The following is a 20,120-nucleotide window of genomic DNA, read 5'->3' as shown; positions in this document are numbered from 1 at the left end:
GCCTGTTATCCACATAAAGCACCCCGAAGAAGTCATTGATTCTTGCTTTGAATCCCAATCTGTCGCATCCTGCGCCAAACAAGCAGGCAACAGACCTGCATTTTTGAGGCGTGATCGAAAGGCAGGTCACATGAAATATGACAGGTTTCTGAAGGCAGCCCTTTTGGGGCTGACCCTATCCGTTGGCCCGGTGGTAACATCTGCGCAGGCAGATCAACTCCGGATTGTACGGACTGGCACGGAATCGGTGCTGAGCGTTCCCATGAACAGGGCGGTTGTCGTTGAAAGCGACGTGCCCTTCGCGGAGCTCTCGATCGCCAACCCGGCCATCGCGGATATCAACTCGCTCTCGGATCGCTCGATCTACGTTCTGGGCAAAACGCCCGGCACCACGACGCTGACGATCCTCGATGCGCAGGGCAAGCTGCTGACGAACGTGGATGTGCGTGTCGCGGCGGATGTCACCGAATTCAAGGAGCGCCTGCGCCAGATCCTGCCCGAAGAGCAGATCGAGGTGCGCACCGCCAATGACGGCATCGTGCTGTCGGGCACGGTGACCTCCACGCTTAAAATGCAGCGGGCGCTGGATCTTGCGGAACGCTACGCGCCGGAACGGGTGTCAAACCTGATGAGCGTCGGCGGCATTCAGCAGGTCATGCTGAAGGTGCGCTTTGCCGAGATGAGCCGCTCTGTCGCCAAGACGCTGCGCGCGTCGATCGGCACCGGCGGATCGGTTCTTGGCGGGGATCTCGGGCTTGAGATCGGCACCGGCAACGCTGCACCGCTCGCGGATGTGGACACCATCGTCGGCAAGCTGAACCCGCAATCGGGCTCCAACGCCGCAGAGGGCGCGGTTCTCTTCGGCTTCAACGCGGGCGGGCTCGAAGTTGGCCTCCTGATCGAAGCGCTGGAACAGAAAGGCGTGGTTCGCACGCTGGCGGAACCGAACCTCGTGGCCATTTCCGGTCAGGAAGCCAAGTTCCTGGCAGGCGGCGAGTTCCCGATCCCGGTTGCCCAGCAGGGCGGCCTGATTTCCATTGAATACAAGCCCTTCGGCGTTGAACTGAACTTCATTCCGCGGGTTGTGGATGGCGATCTGATCAACCTTGAGCTTGAATCCGCGGTCTCCGCGCTCGATTTCGACAACGGCTTCCAGTTTGAAACGGTCACAGCCCCGGCGTTCCGTCGCCGCGAGGCACAAACCACCGTGGAAATGCGCGACGGCGAGAGCTTTGCCATCGCAGGCCTGCTTGAAGACGATTTCCGTGACCTCAACGGTCAGGTCCCGTGGCTCGGCGATGTGCCGGTGCTGGGCGCCCTCTTCCGCTCGGCGGAATATGTGCGCGAGCAGTCGGAACTGGTGATTATTGTAACGCCGCACCTTGTCACACCGACAAAGGGCGAAGCATTGGCACTGCCGACGGACCGTGTGCGGCCCCCGTCGGAAAAAGATCTTTTCCTCTTTGGCCGCGTGGCGTCTGACACTGCGCGCAAGAAACCCAAGGGCGCTGCAGGCGAAGTTGCCAAGCAGGACTTCAGCGGCTCCTACGGCTACGTGATGGATTAATCAGATGCGGGGACAGCACATGAGCAGGATCACCATGGCGGGCCTCACGCTTTGCGTGCTGGCCGGATGCAGCGCAACAAGCCGGGACCCGGTTTACGCATCCTTCAGCCGCGAAGCGGGATCGCTGACGGATACCGGCGATTTCGGCTATGCCACCATGAACAACACGCAGTACCAGAACGGCGAAAAACAATACGTCTACGATCTGGGCCAGCGTTTTGCGACGGAAGTGATGACCACGGTCAACTTCGCCTTCAACAGCGCCGCACTGGATGCGGGCGCGCGCGATACGCTGCGCGAGCAGGCGAACTGGATCCGGCAGTTCCCGGAAGTGCGCTTCAACGTCTACGGCCACACCGACAAGGTCGGAAACAGCCAGTATAACAAGAATCTGGGCCTCAAGCGCGCCAATGCGGTCGTGAATTACCTCGTGTCGCAAGGGGTTGAGCGTTCGCGCCTCGAAGCGCTGGTCAGCTATGGCGAAACCCAGCCGCTGATCGTCACCGAGGGCAAGGAACGCCGCAACCGCCGCACAGTGACGGAAGTCTCCGGCTTTGTCGCAGGGCATCCGACGGTGATGGACGGCAAATACGCCGAAGTGATCTATCGCGAATATGTCCGCTCGGGTGTGCCGAAGACCGGCCTGTCGGGCATCCAGGGTCAGGATTTTGTCACGGAAACCGGCGCTTCGGGCGGCAGTTGACGCGGCAAACGTAAACGCGCTGTTAACGAAAGGGTCCCTTTGCGGGCCCTTTTTTGTTGGCAAAGCGGCAGGTGCAAAAAACTCAACACATTGTTTTTCAACAAATTAACCATGAGGCCAATAAACCCTCTGTCCAGAATTACCGCACAATTTCGGCTTTTCGGCCCAAATGTTGCCGCGTTTTCCCGTCAGTTTCAGCTTCGAAGGATCAGGTGCAGACCCCGAGTCGGCACCCGCAGGGTCCGGAACTTGGGTGGTCAGATTCATGCTGGAAACGCGCTGCCCCGGGTCCGCCCTGTGACGACAACAGGACGTGAGGCACTATGACGAGTACAATTGCACCATCGACCGAGCCAGCGCCGATCGTCGCATGCACAGTGAGCCGTGACGTCCAGAATTTCGATCTTCTTATCGAAGATATGGAAACAATCCTGGGCGAAGGCTGGGGCGATCTCGGGTTTGACGAGGCCCTGCCCTTTCTGGGGCAGCCCGATGCGGCGGGCCTTGAGTTCATCGCCATGGCCATCGACGCCATCGACGAGCCGGACATCGCCGATCTTGGAGCAATCATTGCCGGAGCCAAGGCGCGCGGCGTCAAGGTGGTGCTGATCGCCGAAGACGTCACGCCAGCCGCGTTGCATCAGCTTTTGCGCACAGGGGCGGATGAATTTGTCCCCTACCCCCTTCCCGAGGGAGAGCTGGCCGCGGCGGTTGAACGCCTGCGCCGGCCCGATCCGGTCCACCTTGCAACAGAGCAGTCGCAAAGCGGCGTGAAGCTGAAAGGTGACGGCGACGGGGTACTGATCGCGGTGCAGCCGCTTGCGGGCGGCGCCGGGGCCTCGACGCTGGCCACGAACCTGGCTTTTGAACTTGCGTCCGCGGCCAAGGAAAACGGGCCGCGTGTCTGCCTGATTGATCTCGGCCTGCAGTTCGGCTCTGTCGCGACCTACCTCGATCTGCCGCGCCGGGATTCCGTTCTTGAGCTGCTGTCGGACACTGAATCCATGGATGGCGACAGCTTTGGTCAGGCGCTTGTCAGCTTTGAAGACAAGTTGCAGGTTTTCACCTCTCCGGCTGACATCCTGCCGCTCGACATGCTGACCGCGCAGGACATCCAGCGCCTTCTGGACGTGGCGCGCGAGCATTTCGATTACGTCATCGTGGACATGCCCAGCACGCTGGTGTCCTGGACCGAAACCGTGCTGACCGAAGCGCAGGTCTATTTCGCCATGGTCGAGCTGGACATGCGCTCCGCGCAGAACACGCTGCGGCTCAAGAAAGCGCTGCTGAGCGAAGACCTGCCTTTCGACAAGTTGCGCTTCATTCTCAACCGCGCCCCGAAGTTCACCGATCTTCAGGGCAAGGCGCGGGTCAAACGCATGGCCGACAGCCTTGGCATCGCGCTTGATGTGCAGTTCCCGGACGGCGGCAAGGTGGTGATGCAGGCCTGCGATCACGGCATACCGCTCGCCAATCACGCAGCGAAGAACCCGCTGCGTAAGGAAATCTCCAAGCTCGCCGCATCGCTGATCGCGCTTGGCAACTCTGATGCAGAAGCAGCCTGAGGACAGTATAAGTCATGTTTTCCCGTTATAAAAAACCTCAGATGAAGGACGCCGCGCCGGTTCAGGCCAAGGCGCCCGAAGCCGCCGCCCCGGCGGAGAAACCCAGCGCTCCGGCCGCCGCCGCGCCAAGCGTTGCGCGCAAGCCGAAGATGAAGCCCGCGCCGGCCAAGGCCGCGCCGGTCGACAAGGAAAAGAAGCGCAAGGAGCGCCTTGGTGAGGTCAAGCTGGAGCTGCACCGCTCGTTGCTTGAGAACCTGAACCTTGCCGCGCTTGACCACGCCAGCGAAAGCGAGCTGCGCGAAGAGATCACCGCCATTGCAACGGAATCGCTGCAGGAACGCGGCATCGTGCTCAACCGCGAAGAGCGGCGCGCGATGTTCAATGACCTCTATGACGAGGTGAAGGGCCTCGGCCCGCTCGAAGCGCTGCTCAAGGACGAGACCGTTTCCGATATTCTGGTCAACGGCCCACATCAGATTTTCATCGAACAGGAAGGCAAGCTGTCCCTCTCGGACATCACCTTCAAAGATGAAAAGCACCTGATGCGGATCATCGACAAGATCGTCTCCGCCGTGGGTCGCCGCGTTGATGAAAGCAACCCGTATGTTGACGCCCGTCTTCAGGACGGCTCGCGTTTCAACGCCATGGTGCCGCCCATCGCCATCGACGGCAGCCTTGTGTCCATTCGTAAATTCAAGAAGGACAAGCTGGGGATTGATGACCTGGTGCAGTTCGGGGCCTTCACCGAAGAGATGGCCGTTTATTTGCAGGCCGCGGTGGCCACGCGCCTCAACGTGATCGTCTCGGGTGGTACCGGTTCCGGTAAAACCACCACGCTCAACGCGCTGTCGAGCTTCATCGATGACAGCGAACGCATCCTGACCATCGAGGATACGGCGGAACTTCAGCTGCAACAGACCCACGTGGGCCGGATGGAAAGCCGCCCGCCGAACGTCGAAGGCAAAGGCGCTGTTACCCCGCGCGATTGTCTGAAAAACGCCCTGCGGATGCGTCCTGACCGGATCATCGTCGGCGAGACGCGTGGCGAAGAGGTTATCGACATGTTGCAGGCCATGAACACCGGCCACGACGGATCCATGACCACGATCCACGCCAACAGCGCCCGCGACGGCGTGGCGCGTCTGGAAAACATGATCGCGATGGCCGGGATCGAAATGCCGCTCAAGGCGGTGCGAAGCCAGATTTCCTCGGCTGTGAACCTGATTGTCCAGGCCAGCCGTCTACAGGACGGCTCGCGCCGGATGACGTCGATCACCGAGATCACCGGGATGGAAGGCGATGTGATTTCCATGCAGGAAATCTTCCGTTTCCAGCGTGTCGGCCTGACACCGGAGAACAAGATTATCGGTCACTTCACGGCCACGGGTGTGCGTTCACACTTCTCCGAACGCTTCCGCATGTGGGGTTATGACATCCCCGCCTCCATCTACGAACCCTTCAGACCGGAGTAACTGCCAATGCTCAGCGCAACACCGATCATTTACGGCATGATCTTCATCGCCGTTCTGGTGCTGGTCGAAGGGGTGTATCTCGTCGCCTTCGGCAAATCGATCAGCCTGAACAACAAGGTAAACCGCCGTCTCGAGATGCTCGACAAGGGCCAGGGCCGCGAAGATGTGCTTGCCAAGCTCCGCAAGGAGATGGACCAGCACATGAAGTCGCGCTCGCTGCCGCTCTATTCGATCCTGGCGGACAAGGCGCAGAAGGCGGCCATCGCCTTTACCCCGCAACAGCTCATCATGGTGATGGGCGCGGTCAGCGTCATTGCCTTTCTCGGGTTGTCGATCGGCACCGAGGCCGGTCTGGCCGTGCGTCTTCTGATGGGCGTCGCCATGGGTGTCGGCGGGGTTTACATGTGGGTCAACCACAAGGCCAAGAAGCGCCTTTCGATGATCGAAGAGCAGCTTCCCGACGCCGTGGAACTCATGGTGCGCTCCTTGCGCACCGGCTATCCCTTCACCTCCGCCATCTCCATTGTCTCGAAAGAGATCAAGGACCCGCTCGCCACCGAGTTTGGCATCATCGCTGACGAGGCCACCTATGGCCGCGACATCGGCGAGAGCCTCAAGCATATGGCCGAACGGCTGGACATGCAGGATTTGCGCTTCCTCGCCGTGGCGGTTGCGATCCAGCAGCAGGCCGGTGGTAACCTCGCCGAGATCCTCGAAGGTCTGGCCAAAGTGATCCGTGCCCGTTTCCGCCTGTTCCGCCGCGTCAAGGCGATCACCGCAGAAGCGCAATGGTCCGGCAAGTTCCTCTCGGGCTTCCCGCTGGCTGCGCTGATCTTCATCCAGGTGGCCAAACCGGATTACTACGACGAGGTGCTCGACCACCCGTGGTTCATCCCGGCCTGTTTCATCGTCTTTATCATGCTCGCGCTCAACATGATCGTCATGAAAGCGCTCGTTAACATCAAGGTCTGAGGGTTCCGCCTATGTTTGATCAACTCAACACCATGATCACCGACATGCTTGGCCCGGCTGGCCCGCTTCTGGTGGTCGCGGGTCTCGCGGTCCTGCTCATCGTCTCGACGATCCCGATGATGCTGCGCGCCAAGCCTGATCCGATGGAAAAACTGCGCCAGTCCGGCAATGACCGGATGCGGGATGAAACCCGACAGGTGCTGCGCGAGAAGAGCAAGAACGACAAGCTCAACAAATACGCGCAATTCCTTGAGCCGCAGGACGAAAAAGAGCTGTCCGACATCCGGATGAAGCTGCTTCAGGCAGGTTACCGGACCAAGGACGCGGTGCAGATTTACTACTTTGCGCAATTCGCCCTTGGCCTTGGCCTTCTGGCGGTGGGCACGGTGTACTTCCTGCTCTTCGTCGATGGCGCAACCGCGACGATGCAGCAAAAGCTCATGTATATCCTCGGCCCCGGCGCCGCCGGCTACATGGCGCCGAAATACTGGATCACCAAGCGCGTGGAAAAGCGCAAGGACGAGATCCAGTCCGGTTTCCCGGACGCGCTCGACATGATGCTGGTCTGCGTTGAGGCCGGTCAGTCCATGGACCAATCCATCGTCCGCGTCGCCAAGGAACTGCGCGCCTCCTACCCTGCCCTTGCGGATGAGTACGAAATCATCGCCCACGAGATGAAGGCCGGTAAGGACAAGACACAGGTTCTCAACGATATGTCCGAACGCTGCGGTGTGCAGGATGTCTCCAGCTTCGTGACGGTGCTGAACCAGGCCCAGACCTTTGGTACCTCGATTTCCGACGCCCTGCGCGTCTATGCCGGGGAAATGCGTGACAAAAGGGTCATGCGCGCCGAAGAAAAAGCAAACCAGTTGCCGACAAAGATGACGCTGACGACTATGATGCTGACAGTGCCGCCGCTGTTGATCATCCTTGTGGGTCCTTCGGCTGTCGGCATCTCGGAAATGGGCAGTATCGGACAATAAACCATGAGGCTGATCCAACTTGGATCCGTTCTATCGATAACGCTTCTGGCCGCCTGCTCCCCGGGCGGCCAAAAGATTCAGGAGGGGCAGGTCTACGCGCCTGCGCTTGATCCGCGCGGCGAGGCGGTTGACGGGCTGGTTGTCGGCCATCGTCTGATGGACGCGGGCGAACATGAGCTGGCGCTGGACGCTTACACGCGGGCGATCTCGACCCATGGCATGAACGCCGAAGTGCTGACCGCACTTGGCTCCGCCAACCTCGCTTTGGGCCGCCTCAATCAATCGGAAAAACTGCTGCGCAAGGCGATTGAGGCCGAAGGCGACTGGGCCGAAGCCTGGAACAATCTGGGTGTTGTGCTCATGGAGCGTGGCAAAATTGCCGAAGCCGTAGAGGTATTCCGCAGGGCCTATGCACTCGACAATGGCCAAAACGACTCAATTCGGGACAATCTGCGCTTGGCACTCGCAAAACTGGAAAATTCCAGCTATGGTGAGGCACAAGAACAAGAATTCAAACTCGTGCGGCGGGGTAGCAGCGTCTACCAGATTTCGCTGACAAACGGGTAGATCGAGGCAGAGCAGTAAAAGGACGCAGGAAAATGCGCCAATCCCTGGTTGTGACTTTCGCCGTGGCGGGCTTCGCCGCGCTTTCCGCCTGTGAAAAAGGCATCGACAAGGACGCCGTGGACCGCGAGTTTGCCGGCGTCAACGTCATCGACGAGACCAATCTCAACGACGTCATGCTGACGGTGGGGGACCCGAATGAGGCGGTCAACTACTTCCAGCGCGCCTTGTCTCAGGATCCCGGCCGGATCGATCTGATGCGCGGGCTGGCCAAATCGCTGGTCAAGGCCAAGCGCGTGACCGAGGCCAAGGTGGCCTGGGCACGGGTGGTCGATCACGACGAGGCCACCAACGATGACCGCGTGCAGCTCGCCGATGTGCTGATCCGCGCCAATGACTGGGACGCCGCCGAAAAGGTGCTCGACTCCATCCCGCCGACCCATGAGACCTACAAGCGCTACCGCCTTGAGGCGATGATCGCGGACGGCAACAAGGAATGGAAAAAGGCCGACAGCTTCTACGAAGTGGCCGTGGGCCTGACAACAACACCCGCAAACGTGTTGAACAACTGGGGGTATTCCAAGCTGACCCGAGGCGATCACGAAGAGGCGGAGCGCCTGTTCTACGACGCCATCCGCCGTGACCGGGACAACTTCACCGCCAAGAACAACCTCGTTCTCGCACGCGGCGCGCAGGGCAAATACACCCTGCCGGTGGTGCCGATGACGCAGGTCGAACGGGCGGAACTGCTGCACTCGCTCGGCCTCGCGGCAATCAAGCGCGGCGATGTGGAGATCGGCAAAGGTCTCCTGCGCGAAGCCATCGACACCCACCCCCAGCACTTCGAGGCGGCCTCGCGCTCGCTTGAGGCGCTGGAATCGACGGTCACCCGCTAAGTCCAGAGAGCGCCCATGCACATCCCGGCCTTTCAGGCGGCCCTCTTCGCGGTCTTCGTCGTGCCGATCTCGATCCTGACGTTCATGGTCGACATGCGCACCAAGAAGATCACGAACCTCACGGTCTGGGCGCTCTTCATCACCTTCGTGGTCATCGGCCTCGCCACCCTGCCCTTCATGGACTTCGTCTGGCGCTTTGCCCACTACGCGGTGATTTTTGCCTACGGGTTGCTGATGTGGTTCTTCCGCCAGATCGGCGCGGGCGACGTGAAATTCGCCGCCGTATTGGGCCTGTTCATCCATCCCGGCGACATCCGCCTGATGCTGTTTCTCGGGGCCGCTGCCATGCTCGCAGCCACGGTCACCGTGCTTCTGGCCCGCTGGACGCCGCTGCACAGACTCGCCCCGGATTGGAAAACCTGGAAAGGCTCCAGCGCCGATGACGCAACATCCGTCGGCAAAGGCAACCGCTTCACCATCCCCATGGGCACCGGCTTTGCCCTGATGCTCTCGGCCTATCTGGTGATGGGCGCTCTCTACGGCCAGTAAACCCGCCGGTTTCTTTGGGCTTCAAATACCTTGGGGGAGTCCGCAGGACGGGGACAACGTCCCCACCAAAATTTTGTACCGGCAAAATTTTTCGCCCGGACCAAAACCCGATCAGAAATCGACCGCGATCCCTTTCTTCTCCCAATCGCCATAGCGCACCGGCTCCGGCCCATCGCGCCCGCCAAGCTCCTTTGGCATGGCCGCGCGCTCTGCTTCGGCCTTCTTCCGGCGCTCTTCAGCTTCAGCAAGGGCACGCTGTGCGGCGGGGGGCAGGTCTTTGGGCGTATCAGACATCGGCTTTTCCTTGTAACGCCTCGTTGATATACGCCTCTCCCATGGCGGAGCAAGCCCGCGTCCACGTCCCGGAGCCTTCATGAGCAAAACCTTCAGCCCCGCCCGCAAGGGCGCCGTGCAAATCCTGACGCAGGTTCTGGGAGAGCAGCGCCCGCTCGGAGAGGCCGCCGCGCGGCTCGATGCCCTCGCCCCGCCAGACCGCGCCGCCGCGCAACGGCTGGCGACAGATGTGCTGCGCGGGCTTGAGCGTGCGGACCGCATCCTCAAACCGCACCTGCGCAAGACGCCGGGCCTTGTGGTGATGAACACGCTGCGGCTTGGCACGGTCGAGCTTTGCACCGGCGGGGCCGCGCATGGGGTCGTCAATGATCTGGTGAACTTCACCGCATCAGGCAAACGCACACAGCAATTCAAAGGGCTCGTCAATGCGGTCCTGCGCAAGGTGGCGGCCAAAGGCCCGGAGGACTGGCAGAAACTGCGCACCCCGCGCTTGCCGAAATGGCTGCGCGGCCCGCTGGTTGACGCTTGGGGGGCCAAGGCCGTTGCCGCGATGGAGCGCGCGCATTTCAACGGCGCGCCGCTCGATCTCACGCCACGAAGGGACGCAGCGGCTTTGGCCAAAGCCACCGGCGGCGAAGCGCTCCCCACCGGTTCCGTGCGCCTGCCCGGCGGGCAGGTCAGCGCCCTGCCCGGCTATGACGCGGGCGATTTCTGGGTGCAGGACGCCGCCGCCGCCCTGCCCGCGAAACTGCTGGGCGACGTCACCGGCAAGCGCGTTCTGGACATGTGCGCCGCGCCGGGCGGGAAAACGATGCAGCTGGCGGCCGCCGGGGCCGAGGTTACTGCGCTTGACCTGTCGGAAGCACGCCTCAAACGCGTCGAAGAAAACCTCTCCCGTACCGGCCTCAAGGCCACGCTCGTCGCAGGCGATGCCCTGACGCACACCGGCATATATGATGCCATTTTGCTGGATGCCCCCTGCTCCGCCACGGGCACGCTCCGCCGTCATCCCGATCTGCCGCATCTGCATCAGGGCGAGAAGATCGGGGAATTGATTGGCTTGCAGGAGGCCATGCTGGATCACGCCCTGAGCTTGCTCAAACCGGGCGGCACGTTGGTTTACGCCACCTGCTCGCTGATCCCCGACGAAGGCGAGTGCCAGATCGATGAAGTCTTGTTGCGCCACAAAGACGTCACCGCAGAGCCGCTGAATGCGCCGTGGATCGAAGACGCCTGGCGCAGCGACGAAGGCGGCTTGCGCCTGCGCCCGGATTACTGGCCCGATCAAGGCGGCATGGACGGGTTCTACATGGCAAAGCTGCGCAAGGCTTGAGCGCGCATCGCTGAAACCCGCGCAAGCCAGACAATGCAAGGTGACTTAACCATTCGTTAAGGATACATTGCACGCAAGAATACCCCCAGAAGGGGCGAGACAGGCGACGAGCAGGTCGCAAGACAAGAGGCGGTGACATGTCCAAGGGGCGGACCTGGCGGGCCAGACAGGCGCGTTTTCTCAATCGTTTGCACGCTTGGGCGGCGGCGCGGGCACGTCCTGCGACGGGATTTGTCTCGCAACCTGAGCCGCGCACCGTCGGATATTTCGCCAAAGGCCGCCAGATGATCGCCGGGAACGTGATGTTCGCCGGGCATCTGATGGAAGTTAAAGGCGCGATGATCTGGGATCTGGACCTGCCGGATGAGGCCTTCGAGGAGGCTTTGCACGGGTTTGCCTGGCTCGACGATCTCGCCGCTGTAGGGGATACCAAGGCCCGCAAGCTGGCGCAGGATTGGCTCTGGGGCTGGATCAAGCGGTATGGCGGCGGCACCGGTCCCGGCTGGTCGCCGGAACTTACGGGTCGGCGGGTGATCCGCTGGGTGCATCACGCGCTGTTCCTGCTGCGCGGCACCACTCCGGAACAATCGGAAGCCTATTACAAGGCGCTCTCTGCCCAGACCACCTTCCTCGCCCGCCGTTGGCAGGGGGCCAGCCCCGGCATTCCGCGCTTCGAAGCGCTGACCGGGCTGCTCTATTGCGGATTGTCGATCGAAGGCATGGAGGCGCGGGCAGAACCGGCACGCGCGGCGCTTGGGGTGGAGTGCGCGCGGCAGGTGGACGAACAGGGCGGCATTCCCACCCGCAATCCTGAAGAGCTACTGGAAGTCTTTACGCTCCTGACATGGGCGCAGGCTGCTTTGGAAGAGGTCGGCAAGGAGCCGGACCCGGCGCATCTGGAGGCCATCGCCCGCATCGCGCCGACCCTGCGCGCACTGCGCCACGCCGACGGCGGTCTGGCGCGGTTTCATGGAGGTGGACGCGGGCTGGACGGGCGGCTCGATCAGGCGCTTGCGGCCTCGGGCAACAAGAAAAGGCAGACCGAAGGGCTGGCCATGGGCTATGCCCGCATCTCTGCCGGGCGCACCTCGGTGATCGTGGATGCCGCGCCGCCGCCCTCGGGCAAAGCCTCGGCGCAGGCCCATGCGTCGACGCTGGCTTTTGAACTGACCTCCGGGCGCAGGCCGCTGATCGTCAACTGCGGCGCGGGCGAGGCCTTTGGCCCGGATTGGCGCCGTGCCGGGCGCGCCACGCCCTCCCATTCAACGCTCTGCCTTCAGGGCTACTCCAGTGCGCGGCTCGCCCCGGAACGCTGGATCGGCATCACGCGGCGCGAACTTCTGGAGGACTGCCCGAAACATGTGCCGGTGCAGCTTGACCACCTGCCGGACAGCGTGCGCATGGAAGCAGGCCACGACGGCTATGTCGCCCTTAACGGGCTGACCCACGCCCGCGCGCTGGATCTTTCGGCGGACGGGCGCGAGGTCAAAGGCGAGGACTACCTCGTGGCGCTCGACAGCGCGGCCAACAAGCGGTTCGACAAGGCGATGGATTCGGTCAAACTGGACGGATTGCCCTATGACATCCGCTTTCACCTGCACCCGGACGTGGATGTGGCGCTCGATTTGGGCGGAAATGCAGTGTCGATGGCGCTGCGATCCGGCGAGATTTGGATCTTTCGCTTCTCCGGCAAGGCCGAAATGGAGATCGAACCCTCAGTTTTTCTCGAAAAAGGCCGAATGAGGCCCCGCGCGACAAAACAGATCGTTTTATCCGGGCGCGCAATGGATTATGCGACGCGCATCCGCTGGTCTCTGGCCAAGGCGCAGGAGACGGCTTCGGCTGTCCGCGACTATGTCCGGGACGACGGCGAGATGTCGACCTGATCCGATAACCCCCAAAAGGGACCCCTGCTGCCATGACCGACCTCTATCCCGTGCGCCGCGCGTTGCTTTCCGTTTCCGACAAGACCGGCCTGACCGATCTCGCCAAGGCTCTCGCCGATCGCGGCGTGGAGCTGCTCTCGACCGGCGGTTCTGCCAAGGCCATTCGTGACGCGGGCATCGCGGTGCAGGACGTCTCTGACATCACCAACTTTCCCGAAATGATGGACGGCCGCGTCAAGACGCTGCACCCGATGGTGCATGGCGGTCTGCTGGCGCTGCGCGACAACGACGGCCATATGGCTTCTATGGAAGAGCACGGCATTGGCGGGATCGACCTTCTGGTTGTGAACCTCTACCCGTTCGAAGCCGCGTTGGCACGTGGCGCGGGCTATGACGAGATGATCGAGAACATCGACATCGGCGGCCCGGCGATGATCCGCGCGGCAGCCAAGAACCACGCCTTTGTCACCACCGTGGTCGACGTTGAGGATTATGACGCCCTGCTGGCCGAACTGGACGCAAACGACGGTCAGATCTCTTATGCTTTCCGCCAGCGCTTTGCCCAGATCGCCTATGCGCGCACCGGGGCTTATGATGCGGCTGTCTCCACTTGGATGGCGGGCGCGATTGGTGAGGAAACCCCGCGCCGCCGCGTGTTTGCAGGTACCTTGGCGCAGGGCCTGCGCTACGGCGAGAACCCGCACCAGAAAGCGGCGTTTTATGTCGATGGCTCCGAGCGTCCGGGCATTGCCAAGGCAGAGCAGCTTCAGGGCAAGGAACTGTCCTACAACAACATCAACGACACCGACGCGGCCTTTGAGCTGGTCTCCGAGTTCCTGCCCAAGGACGGCCCGGCGGTGGCGATCATCAAACATGCCAACCCCTGCGGCGTGGCGCGTGGCGAGACGCTCAAAGACGCCTATCAGAAGGCGTTCGACTGTGACCGCACCTCCGCCTTTGGCGGCATCGTGGCGCTGAACGGCACGCTGGACGCAGAAACCGCCGAAGCGATCACCGAGATCTTCACCGAGGTGGTCATCGCGCCCGCGGCAGATGAGGCCGCCAGAGAAATCTTCGCCAAGAAGAAGAACCTGCGCCTGCTGGTCACGCCGGGGCTTGCCAACACGGCAGACGCCGGTTTGTCCTACCGCCAGGTCTCCGGCGGGCTGCTGGTGCAGGACCGCGACAATGGCCAGATGGATCTGTCCGATCTCAAGGTGGTGACCAAGATCGCCCCGACCGATGAACAGATGCGCGATCTGCTGTTTGCATGGAAAGTGGCGAAACACGTCAAGTCCAACGCCATTGTCTACGTCAAGGACGGCGCCACCGTGGGCGTCGGCGCTGGCCAGATGAGCCGCGTGGACAGCGCGCTGATCGCCGCCAAGAAGGCCGAGCGCATGGCCGAGGGTCTTGGCTTGCCGCAACCGCTGACCATTGGCTCTGCCGTGGCCTCCGATGCCTTCTTCCCCTTCGCCGACGGCCTGATGGAAGCCGCCGCAGCTGGCGCGTCCTGCGTGATCCAGCCGGGCGGCTCCATGCGCGACGACGAGGTGATCAAGGCTGCCGACGAGGCGGGCCTTGCCATGGTCCTCACCGGCATGCGCCACTTCCGACACTAACGGGCGCTTGCCGGGCGGGATAACCCCTGTCCGGCAAGGCTTTTTCCGTGTTGACGCTTGCGTAAATCGGCGGGTGTGGCCATGATGTCACCAAAAAGGAAAACGGGCATGTTCAGGCTGATGAAATCAGGAGTCCTTGCGGCGGCCCTGGCCTTTGCGCCGGTCTCTGCGGTGCTGGCCCAGTCTCCTGACACCGTGCTGCGCGATCTGATCGACGGCAAGATCGTGGCCGATGATTTTGCCCCGGCTTTCCTGACCTCCGTTTCCATCGAACAGGTGCAGTCCGTGATCGGGCAGGTGCGCGATCTGATTGGCGAGCCTTTGGTCGTGGACGTGCAGGACGGCAGTTTCTACATCGAAACCCTGACCCACCGGGCGTCCGGTACGATCAAGCTTGATGATCAGGACCGGGTGATTTCGCTCTGGTTCGCCGCCCCCGAGCCGATCCCGCAGGACATGGACACCGCACTTGGCCAGCTTGCCGGGCTGTCCGATCAGGTTTCATGGCTGGTGATGCGCGACGGGCAGGTCCTGCAGGAGCACAACGCGGATATGCCCATGGCGGTCGCCTCCGCGTTCAAGATCGGTGTGATGTCGGTGCTGATGCAGGACATCAAGGCCGGTGAACGGGACTGGGATGACGTGATCACGCTTGAGGCGCGGCACAAATCGCTCCCCACCGGTCAGCTTCAGACCTTGCCGGACGGCGCGCCCGTCACGCTGCACACCGCTGCCGCGCTGATGATTTCGATCTCGGACAACACGGCGACCGACCTGCTGATGGATCTGGTTGGGCGTGATCGGGTTTCCGCCGCGCTTGGCATCGACAACGCTTTGACAACACGCGAATTCTTTGCGCTGAAGCTGAACGAAGAGGCACAGGCGGAGTGGCTTCTGGCCGCGCCCGAAGACCGCCCTGCCCTTGCCGCCTCAGCCGCCCAGACACTGCCACAGGTCGGCACCGTACCGCCCTATGTGCCGGGGCTGGAATGGGACATTCCGCTCAGCCGTCTGTGCGCGCTGATGACGCCGCTCGCGGATTTGCCTGTCATGCAGATCAACCCCGGCATCGCTGATCCCGCCAATTGGGCGCGCGTCGCCTACAAGGGCGGCTCCGAGCCCGGCGTTGCCAATTTCACCACCGCCCTGCTCGATGACGTGGGCCGGGAGGTTTGCGTTGCGGTCACCTTCAACGGCAAACAGCCCATCGACATGCTCGCCGCCGCCGCCGCTTACAAAGGTGTGTTGGCAGTTTTGCGCTGACGCGGTTCCAAACCCCATCAATCTGATATAGACCCCGCCCAAACGCGGGCGAGGCAAGGCAACAGCCGTGGCAACACAACAGGCACCATCGGGAATGAAGCTGGTCTGGTGGACCGCTTTCGTCATTTTCGTAATCGATCAGATCAGCAAGATCTGGGTTGTCCACGTGCTGGATCTCGCCACGCGGCTGAGCATCGATGTATGGCCACCGTTTCTGAATTTCCGCATGGCGTGGAACTATGGCATCAACTTTGGCCTTCTGGCCGGAGAAGCCCCCGCCACGCGCTGGATTCTCATCTCGGTTGCACTGGGAATCGTTCTGTTTGTGCTGGTCTGGATGCGCCGGGATCCGCCGAAAACACCGGGGCTGATTGCTGCGGGTTTCCTGATTGGCGGGGCCTTGGGCAACGTGATTGACCGGGTGCTCTATGGCGCGGTTGCGGACTTTCTCAACATGTCCTGTTGCGGTTTCGACAACCCGTTTGCCTTTAACGTGGCGGATGTGGCAATTTTTGCGGGTGCGCTTGGACTTGTGCTTTTTCCGGGTGCTAAAAAGGGTGCGTGACCTCGCCTTTCGGATGCGGTAAGGCTAGGCCAATTGAACGTGGAGGGTTGCGATGCGGGCTTCGCATTGTGTTGGATTGCTGGCTTTTGTTGCATTGTCTGCCTGTGGGCTTGGCAAGGACCGTGACATCACGCTTCACGACCTGCGCACCAACAGCGGCAAACCCGAAGAGTTTGCCATCACCCCGACCAAACCGCTTCAGGCGCCTGAAAACTATGCGGACCTGCCCGCCCCGACGCCGGGAGGCGCAAACCGCACCGATCAGCAGCCTTTGAAAGACGCGGTTGCAGCGCTTGGCGGACGGCCCGAGAGGCTTGATGCCGGAACCGGTGTGCCCGCGTCCGACACGGCAATCATTGGCCGCGCCAGCCGCTTTGGCCGCGATTCCGGCATTCGCGAGTCGCTCGCCGAAGAGGATCTGGCCTTCCGCAAGCGCCGTTCGCTCTTTACCTGGAGCATCATTCCGCGCGACGAATACTATCGGGCCTATCGCCGCCAGGCGCTTGACCCGTACCGCTGGCTGGAAATCTACCGCCGCGCCGGAGCACGCACCCCCGCGGCTCCGCCGGAATAACGCCGCTCACGTCAAAAACACGCCTTTTCGCAGTTCCGTGACCTTTGCGGAGCTTTTGGAAGGTTGAAGTTAACCTTTTCGCGCGTAAGTTTCCCTTAACCATAACAGGGAGTAGTACCGCGATGACGCGTCTTGCGCTGTTTTTCTTCGCATCCATGATCGCGGCCCTGCCGCTCAGGGCCGACGATCTGCCGGATCAGGTCACCACCTACAGGCTGGACAACGGCATGGATGTTGTCGTGATCGAGGATCACCGCGCGCCTGTCGCTGTGCACATGGTGTGGTATCGGGTCGGCTCTTCGGATGAACCGCGCGGCGTTTCGGGTATCGCGCATTTTCTCGAACATTTGATGTTCAAGGGCACGGATACGCTCGCGCCGGGCGAGTTTTCCAAGACCGTCGCCGCCAACGGAGGCACGGACAATGCCTTTACCAGCTTTGACTACACCGGTTATTTCCAGCGCGTCGCGGTCGACCGGCTTGACCTGATGATGCAGATGGAAGCCGACCGCATGGTCAACCTGCGCCTGCTGCCCGAGGACGTTGCCACCGAGCGCGATGTGATCCTCGAAGAGCGCAACAGCCGGGTCGAGAATGATCCGGGCGCGCTGTTCCGCGAACAGCGTCAGGCGGCGCTGTATCTGAACCATCCTTACGGAACGCCAATCATCGGCTGGCGGCATGAGATGGAACAGCTGGACCGTCAGGACGCTCTGGACTTTTATGAAGCGCATTACGCGCCGAACAACGCCATCCTGATCGTGGCCGGGGATGTGGAGCCGGAGGCCGTTCTGGCGCTGGCGAACAAGCATTATGGCCCGATCCCGGCCAAGGCGGACCTCAAGCCCCGGATGCGCCCGTCCGAGCCGCCGCAACTGGCCGAACGCCGTCTGACGTTCCGCGATCCCCGCGTGGCGCAGCCCTATGTGATCCGCGGCTATCTTGCTCCGGAGCGTGATCCCGGCGCACAGGAAAAGGCTGCGGCGCTGACCATGTTGTCGGAGCTATTGGGGGGCGGTCAGACTTCCGTGTTTTCCCAGAAACTGCAGTTTGAGCAGCAAATCGCCGTGTATAGCAGCGCCTTTTACAGTGGCACATCGCTTGACGACACGTCCTTTGGCCTTGTGGTGGTGCCCGCCCCGGGCGTGACGCTGGAAGAGGCAGAGGCGGCAATGGACAAGGCCGTGGCCGAGTTCATCGAAGAGGGTGTTGATCCCGAGGCGCTCGCCCGCATCAAATTCCAGATCAAGGCCAGCCAGATCTATGGCCGGGACAATGTGCAAAGCCTTGCGCGTAAATACGGTGGCGCGTTGACGTCCGGCCTGACGGTTGAGGACGTGCAGGCCTGGCCCGACGTGCTGCAAGCGGTCACCGAGGACCATATTCTGACCGCCGCGCGCGAGATCTTCGAAAGCAAGAATTCCGTCACCGGCTACCTGATGGGCGCCGAAAGCGTTGAGACCAAGGAGGTGACGCAATGATCCGCCTGTTCGCCCTGTGCACACTGGTTCTTGGCGCAGCCAGCACCGCCGCCCGCGCCGAGATCGACATTCAGGAGGTCACAAGCCCCGGCGGTTTCACCGCCTGGCTGGTCGAAGAGCCTTCGATCCCCTTTGTCTCGCTTGAAATCGCCTTCAAGGGCGGCGCGTCCCTGGATGCTCCGGGCAAGCGCGGCGCAATCAACATGATGACCGCGCTGCTCGAAGATGGCTCCGGCGAGATGGATGCGCGCGCCTTTACCACGGCGACGGAATCGCTCGCCGCGAGTTTTGAGTACGACGTGAGCGACGACACGCTGATCATCTCGGCCCGCATGTTGACCGAAAACCGCGATGAGGCCGCCGCCCTGCTGCGTCAATCGCTCATCGAGCCGCGCTTTGACGCGGATGCAATCGAGCGGGTCCGGGCGCAGATCATCTCCGGCATTCGGTCCGATCTGACCGATCCCGATTCCATCGCCGGGGCCGCGTGGGACGATTACCTCTTTGGCGATCACCCCTATGGCTCTGCTCTGGATGGCACGCAGGAGAGCGTTGCCGCGCTCACCCGCGATGACCTGATGGCGGCGCACAAGGCCACCATGGCCAAGGACCGCGTATACATTGCCGCCGCCGGGGATATCTCCGGAGAAGAGTTGGCTGCCCTGATGGACAGCCTCCTGTCCGATCTGCCGGACACGGGCGCGGCTCAGCCCAAGGACATCGCGGTTGAGACAACCGCTGGTGTCACGGTTGTCCCGTTCGAGACACCGCAATCGGTTGCCCTTTTCGGGCATGGCGGCATCGACCGGCACGATCCGGATTTCTTCGCGGCTTATGTGATGAACCAGATCCTCGGGGCTGGCGGGTTCGAATCGCGCCTGATGAACGAGGTGCGCGAGAAGCGCGGGTTGACCTACGGGATCTATTCCTTCCTTGCCAGCAAGGATCACGCGGATCTCTACATGGGTCAGGTTGCCTCGGCCAACGCCCGCATCGCCGAAGCCGTGCAGGTGATCGGCGACATCTGGACGGATGTGGCAAGCAATGGCGTGACGCAGGAAGAGCTCGACAGCGCCAAGACCTATCTGACCGGCGGCTATCCGCTGCGCTTTGATGGCAACGGGCGGATCGCCGGGATTCTGGTTGGCATGCAGCTGGACGATTTGGGGCTGGACTATGTAAACACGCGCAATGCAAAGGTCGATGCGGTGACGCTGGAGGACGTGAAGCGCGTCGCGGCGCGCATTCTCAAGCCTGAAGCGTTGCACTTCGTGATCGTCGGCCAGCCCGAAGGTCTGGAAAGCACCGTCGCCAACTGACCGCCGCAACGGGGACCCGCCATGATTTCCTACGTCACTGTCGGGGCTGATGACATTCCCGGAGCCAAGCGCTTCTACGCGGCGTTCCTGCCCGCGCTTGGCTATACACTCGAAGAAGGGCCGGAAGGGCTGAGCTATTGCCTGCCACAGACACCCGGTCAGCCTGCCCCGCCCGACTATTACGTCAAACCCACCTTCGACGGGCAGCCTGCCTCGGCGGGGAACGGCGCCATGGTTGCCTTTGAAGTGCGCGGGCAGGCCTTGGTGCGCAAACTGCATGCCGCCGCCCTCGCTGCCGGTGGCCACGACGAAGGCGCGCCGGGATTTCGCGCCGACTATGGCCCGCATTTCTACGTCGGCTACCTGCGCGATCCACAGGGAAACAAGATCGCGCTCTTCTCCGCTGATCCAAATGAGCCCGGTCGCGACGACTAGAGCGTCCGAACCAAAACCTGCCCAGAACCTTCCCCCGCTCAGCCAACAATCCGCCACATTGCGCAGCGATTGTTCAC

At 62.0% G+C, this 20,120-nt stretch carries 19 protein-coding genes; 18 read left to right on the top strand and 1 reads right to left on the bottom strand.

The window, feature by feature from the left end; all coding sequences use genetic code 11:
* The first annotated feature begins 130 nt into the window (after positions 1-130).
* From E4662_RS08435 to E4662_RS08395, 9 genes are all read left to right on the top strand, one after another.
* Positions 131-1,567, top strand: a complete 1,437-nt coding sequence (locus E4662_RS08435; protein WP_136441110.1) for a type II and III secretion system protein family protein — start codon at positions 131-133, stop codon at positions 1,565-1,567.
* 19 nt (positions 1,568-1,586) lie between these two features.
* Positions 1,587-2,270 carry an OmpA family protein gene (locus E4662_RS08430; protein WP_240705151.1) on the top strand — a complete coding sequence of 228 codons (684 nt, stop codon included), beginning with the start codon at positions 1,587-1,589 and terminating at the stop codon, positions 2,268-2,270.
* 323 nt (positions 2,271-2,593) lie between these two features.
* A complete protein-coding gene (locus E4662_RS08425) occupies positions 2,594-3,835 on the top strand; it encodes a CpaE/TadZ family protein (protein WP_136441108.1) in 1,242 nt (413 codons plus the stop codon).
* Positions 3,836-3,849: 14 nt separating this feature from the next.
* Entirely contained in the window at positions 3,850-5,307 is a 1,458-nt protein-coding gene (locus E4662_RS08420) for a TadA family conjugal transfer-associated ATPase (protein WP_136441107.1), read from the top strand.
* Positions 5,308-5,313: 6 nt separating this feature from the next.
* Positions 5,314-6,279 carry a type II secretion system F family protein gene (locus tag E4662_RS08415; protein WP_136441106.1) on the top strand — a complete coding sequence of 322 codons (966 nt, stop codon included), beginning with the start codon at positions 5,314-5,316 and terminating at the stop codon, positions 6,277-6,279.
* Between the two features lie 11 nt (positions 6,280-6,290).
* Complete coding sequence (locus E4662_RS08410; RefSeq protein WP_136441105.1) at positions 6,291-7,262, top strand: type II secretion system F family protein; 972 nt, start codon at positions 6,291-6,293, stop codon at positions 7,260-7,262.
* 3 nt (positions 7,263-7,265) lie between these two features.
* Positions 7,266-7,829: a tetratricopeptide repeat protein gene (locus tag E4662_RS08405; protein ID WP_136441104.1), complete on the top strand. Its 564-nt coding sequence runs from the start codon at positions 7,266-7,268 to the stop codon at positions 7,827-7,829.
* Between the two features lie 32 nt (positions 7,830-7,861).
* The gene (locus E4662_RS08400) at positions 7,862-8,722 is read left to right on the top strand and encodes a tetratricopeptide repeat protein (RefSeq protein WP_136441103.1); all 861 of its coding nucleotides are present in this window, start codon (positions 7,862-7,864) and stop codon (positions 8,720-8,722) included.
* 15 nt (positions 8,723-8,737) lie between these two features.
* The gene (locus tag E4662_RS08395) at positions 8,738-9,271 is read left to right on the top strand and encodes a prepilin peptidase (RefSeq protein ID WP_136441102.1); all 534 of its coding nucleotides are present in this window, start codon (positions 8,738-8,740) and stop codon (positions 9,269-9,271) included.
* Between the two features lie 111 nt (positions 9,272-9,382).
* Here the strand turns inward: E4662_RS08395 and E4662_RS08390 are convergent, their stop codons facing one another.
* The gene (locus E4662_RS08390) at positions 9,383-9,565 is read right to left on the bottom strand and encodes a DUF1674 domain-containing protein (RefSeq protein WP_136441101.1); all 183 of its coding nucleotides are present in this window, start codon (positions 9,563-9,565) and stop codon (positions 9,383-9,385) included.
* Positions 9,566-9,644: 79 nt separating this feature from the next.
* Between E4662_RS08390 and E4662_RS08385 the strand changes: the two genes are divergently transcribed.
* The 9 genes from E4662_RS08385 to E4662_RS08345 all read left to right on the top strand — a co-directional run bounded on the left by E4662_RS08385 (position 9,645) and on the right by E4662_RS08345 (position 20,043).
* Entirely contained in the window at positions 9,645-10,898 is a 1,254-nt protein-coding gene (locus E4662_RS08385) for an RsmB/NOP family class I SAM-dependent RNA methyltransferase (RefSeq protein ID WP_136441100.1), read from the top strand.
* Between the two features lie 137 nt (positions 10,899-11,035).
* Positions 11,036-12,784: a heparinase II/III family protein gene (locus E4662_RS08380; protein WP_136441099.1), complete on the top strand. Its 1,749-nt coding sequence runs from the start codon at positions 11,036-11,038 to the stop codon at positions 12,782-12,784.
* Between the two features lie 32 nt (positions 12,785-12,816).
* The gene (gene purH, locus E4662_RS08375; RefSeq protein WP_136441098.1) at positions 12,817-14,406 is read left to right on the top strand and encodes a bifunctional phosphoribosylaminoimidazolecarboxamide formyltransferase/IMP cyclohydrolase; all 1,590 of its coding nucleotides are present in this window, start codon (positions 12,817-12,819) and stop codon (positions 14,404-14,406) included.
* A 108-nt stretch (positions 14,407-14,514) separates the two neighbouring features.
* Complete coding sequence (locus E4662_RS08370; protein ID WP_168797936.1) at positions 14,515-15,669, top strand: serine hydrolase; 1,155 nt, start codon at positions 14,515-14,517, stop codon at positions 15,667-15,669.
* A gap of 94 nt (positions 15,670-15,763) precedes the next feature.
* A complete protein-coding gene (lspA, locus tag E4662_RS08365) occupies positions 15,764-16,234 on the top strand; it encodes a signal peptidase II (RefSeq protein WP_136441644.1) in 471 nt (156 codons plus the stop codon).
* Between the two features lie 52 nt (positions 16,235-16,286).
* On the top strand, positions 16,287-16,808 hold the full coding sequence (locus E4662_RS08360) for a DUF3035 domain-containing protein (protein ID WP_136441096.1): 522 nt from the start codon (positions 16,287-16,289) through the stop codon (positions 16,806-16,808).
* A gap of 122 nt (positions 16,809-16,930) precedes the next feature.
* The gene (locus E4662_RS08355) at positions 16,931-18,289 is read left to right on the top strand and encodes a M16 family metallopeptidase (protein WP_136441095.1); all 1,359 of its coding nucleotides are present in this window, start codon (positions 16,931-16,933) and stop codon (positions 18,287-18,289) included.
* Positions 18,286-19,608 carry a M16 family metallopeptidase gene (locus E4662_RS08350; RefSeq protein ID WP_136441094.1) on the top strand — a complete coding sequence of 441 codons (1,323 nt, stop codon included), beginning with the start codon at positions 18,286-18,288 and terminating at the stop codon, positions 19,606-19,608. The genes E4662_RS08355 and E4662_RS08350 overlap by 4 nt, the downstream gene beginning before the upstream one ends.
* Before the next feature lie 21 nt (positions 19,609-19,629).
* On the top strand, positions 19,630-20,043 hold the full coding sequence (locus E4662_RS08345) for a VOC family protein (protein WP_136441093.1): 414 nt from the start codon (positions 19,630-19,632) through the stop codon (positions 20,041-20,043).
* The last annotated feature ends 77 nt before the right edge of the window (positions 20,044-20,120 follow it).

The sequence above is a fragment of the Pacificoceanicola onchidii genome (genome assembly GCF_004804335.1).
GTDB classification, from domain to species: domain Bacteria; phylum Pseudomonadota; class Alphaproteobacteria; order Rhodobacterales; family Rhodobacteraceae; genus Pacificoceanicola; species Pacificoceanicola onchidii.
This window is presented reverse-complemented; position numbering and strand designations above follow the sequence as displayed.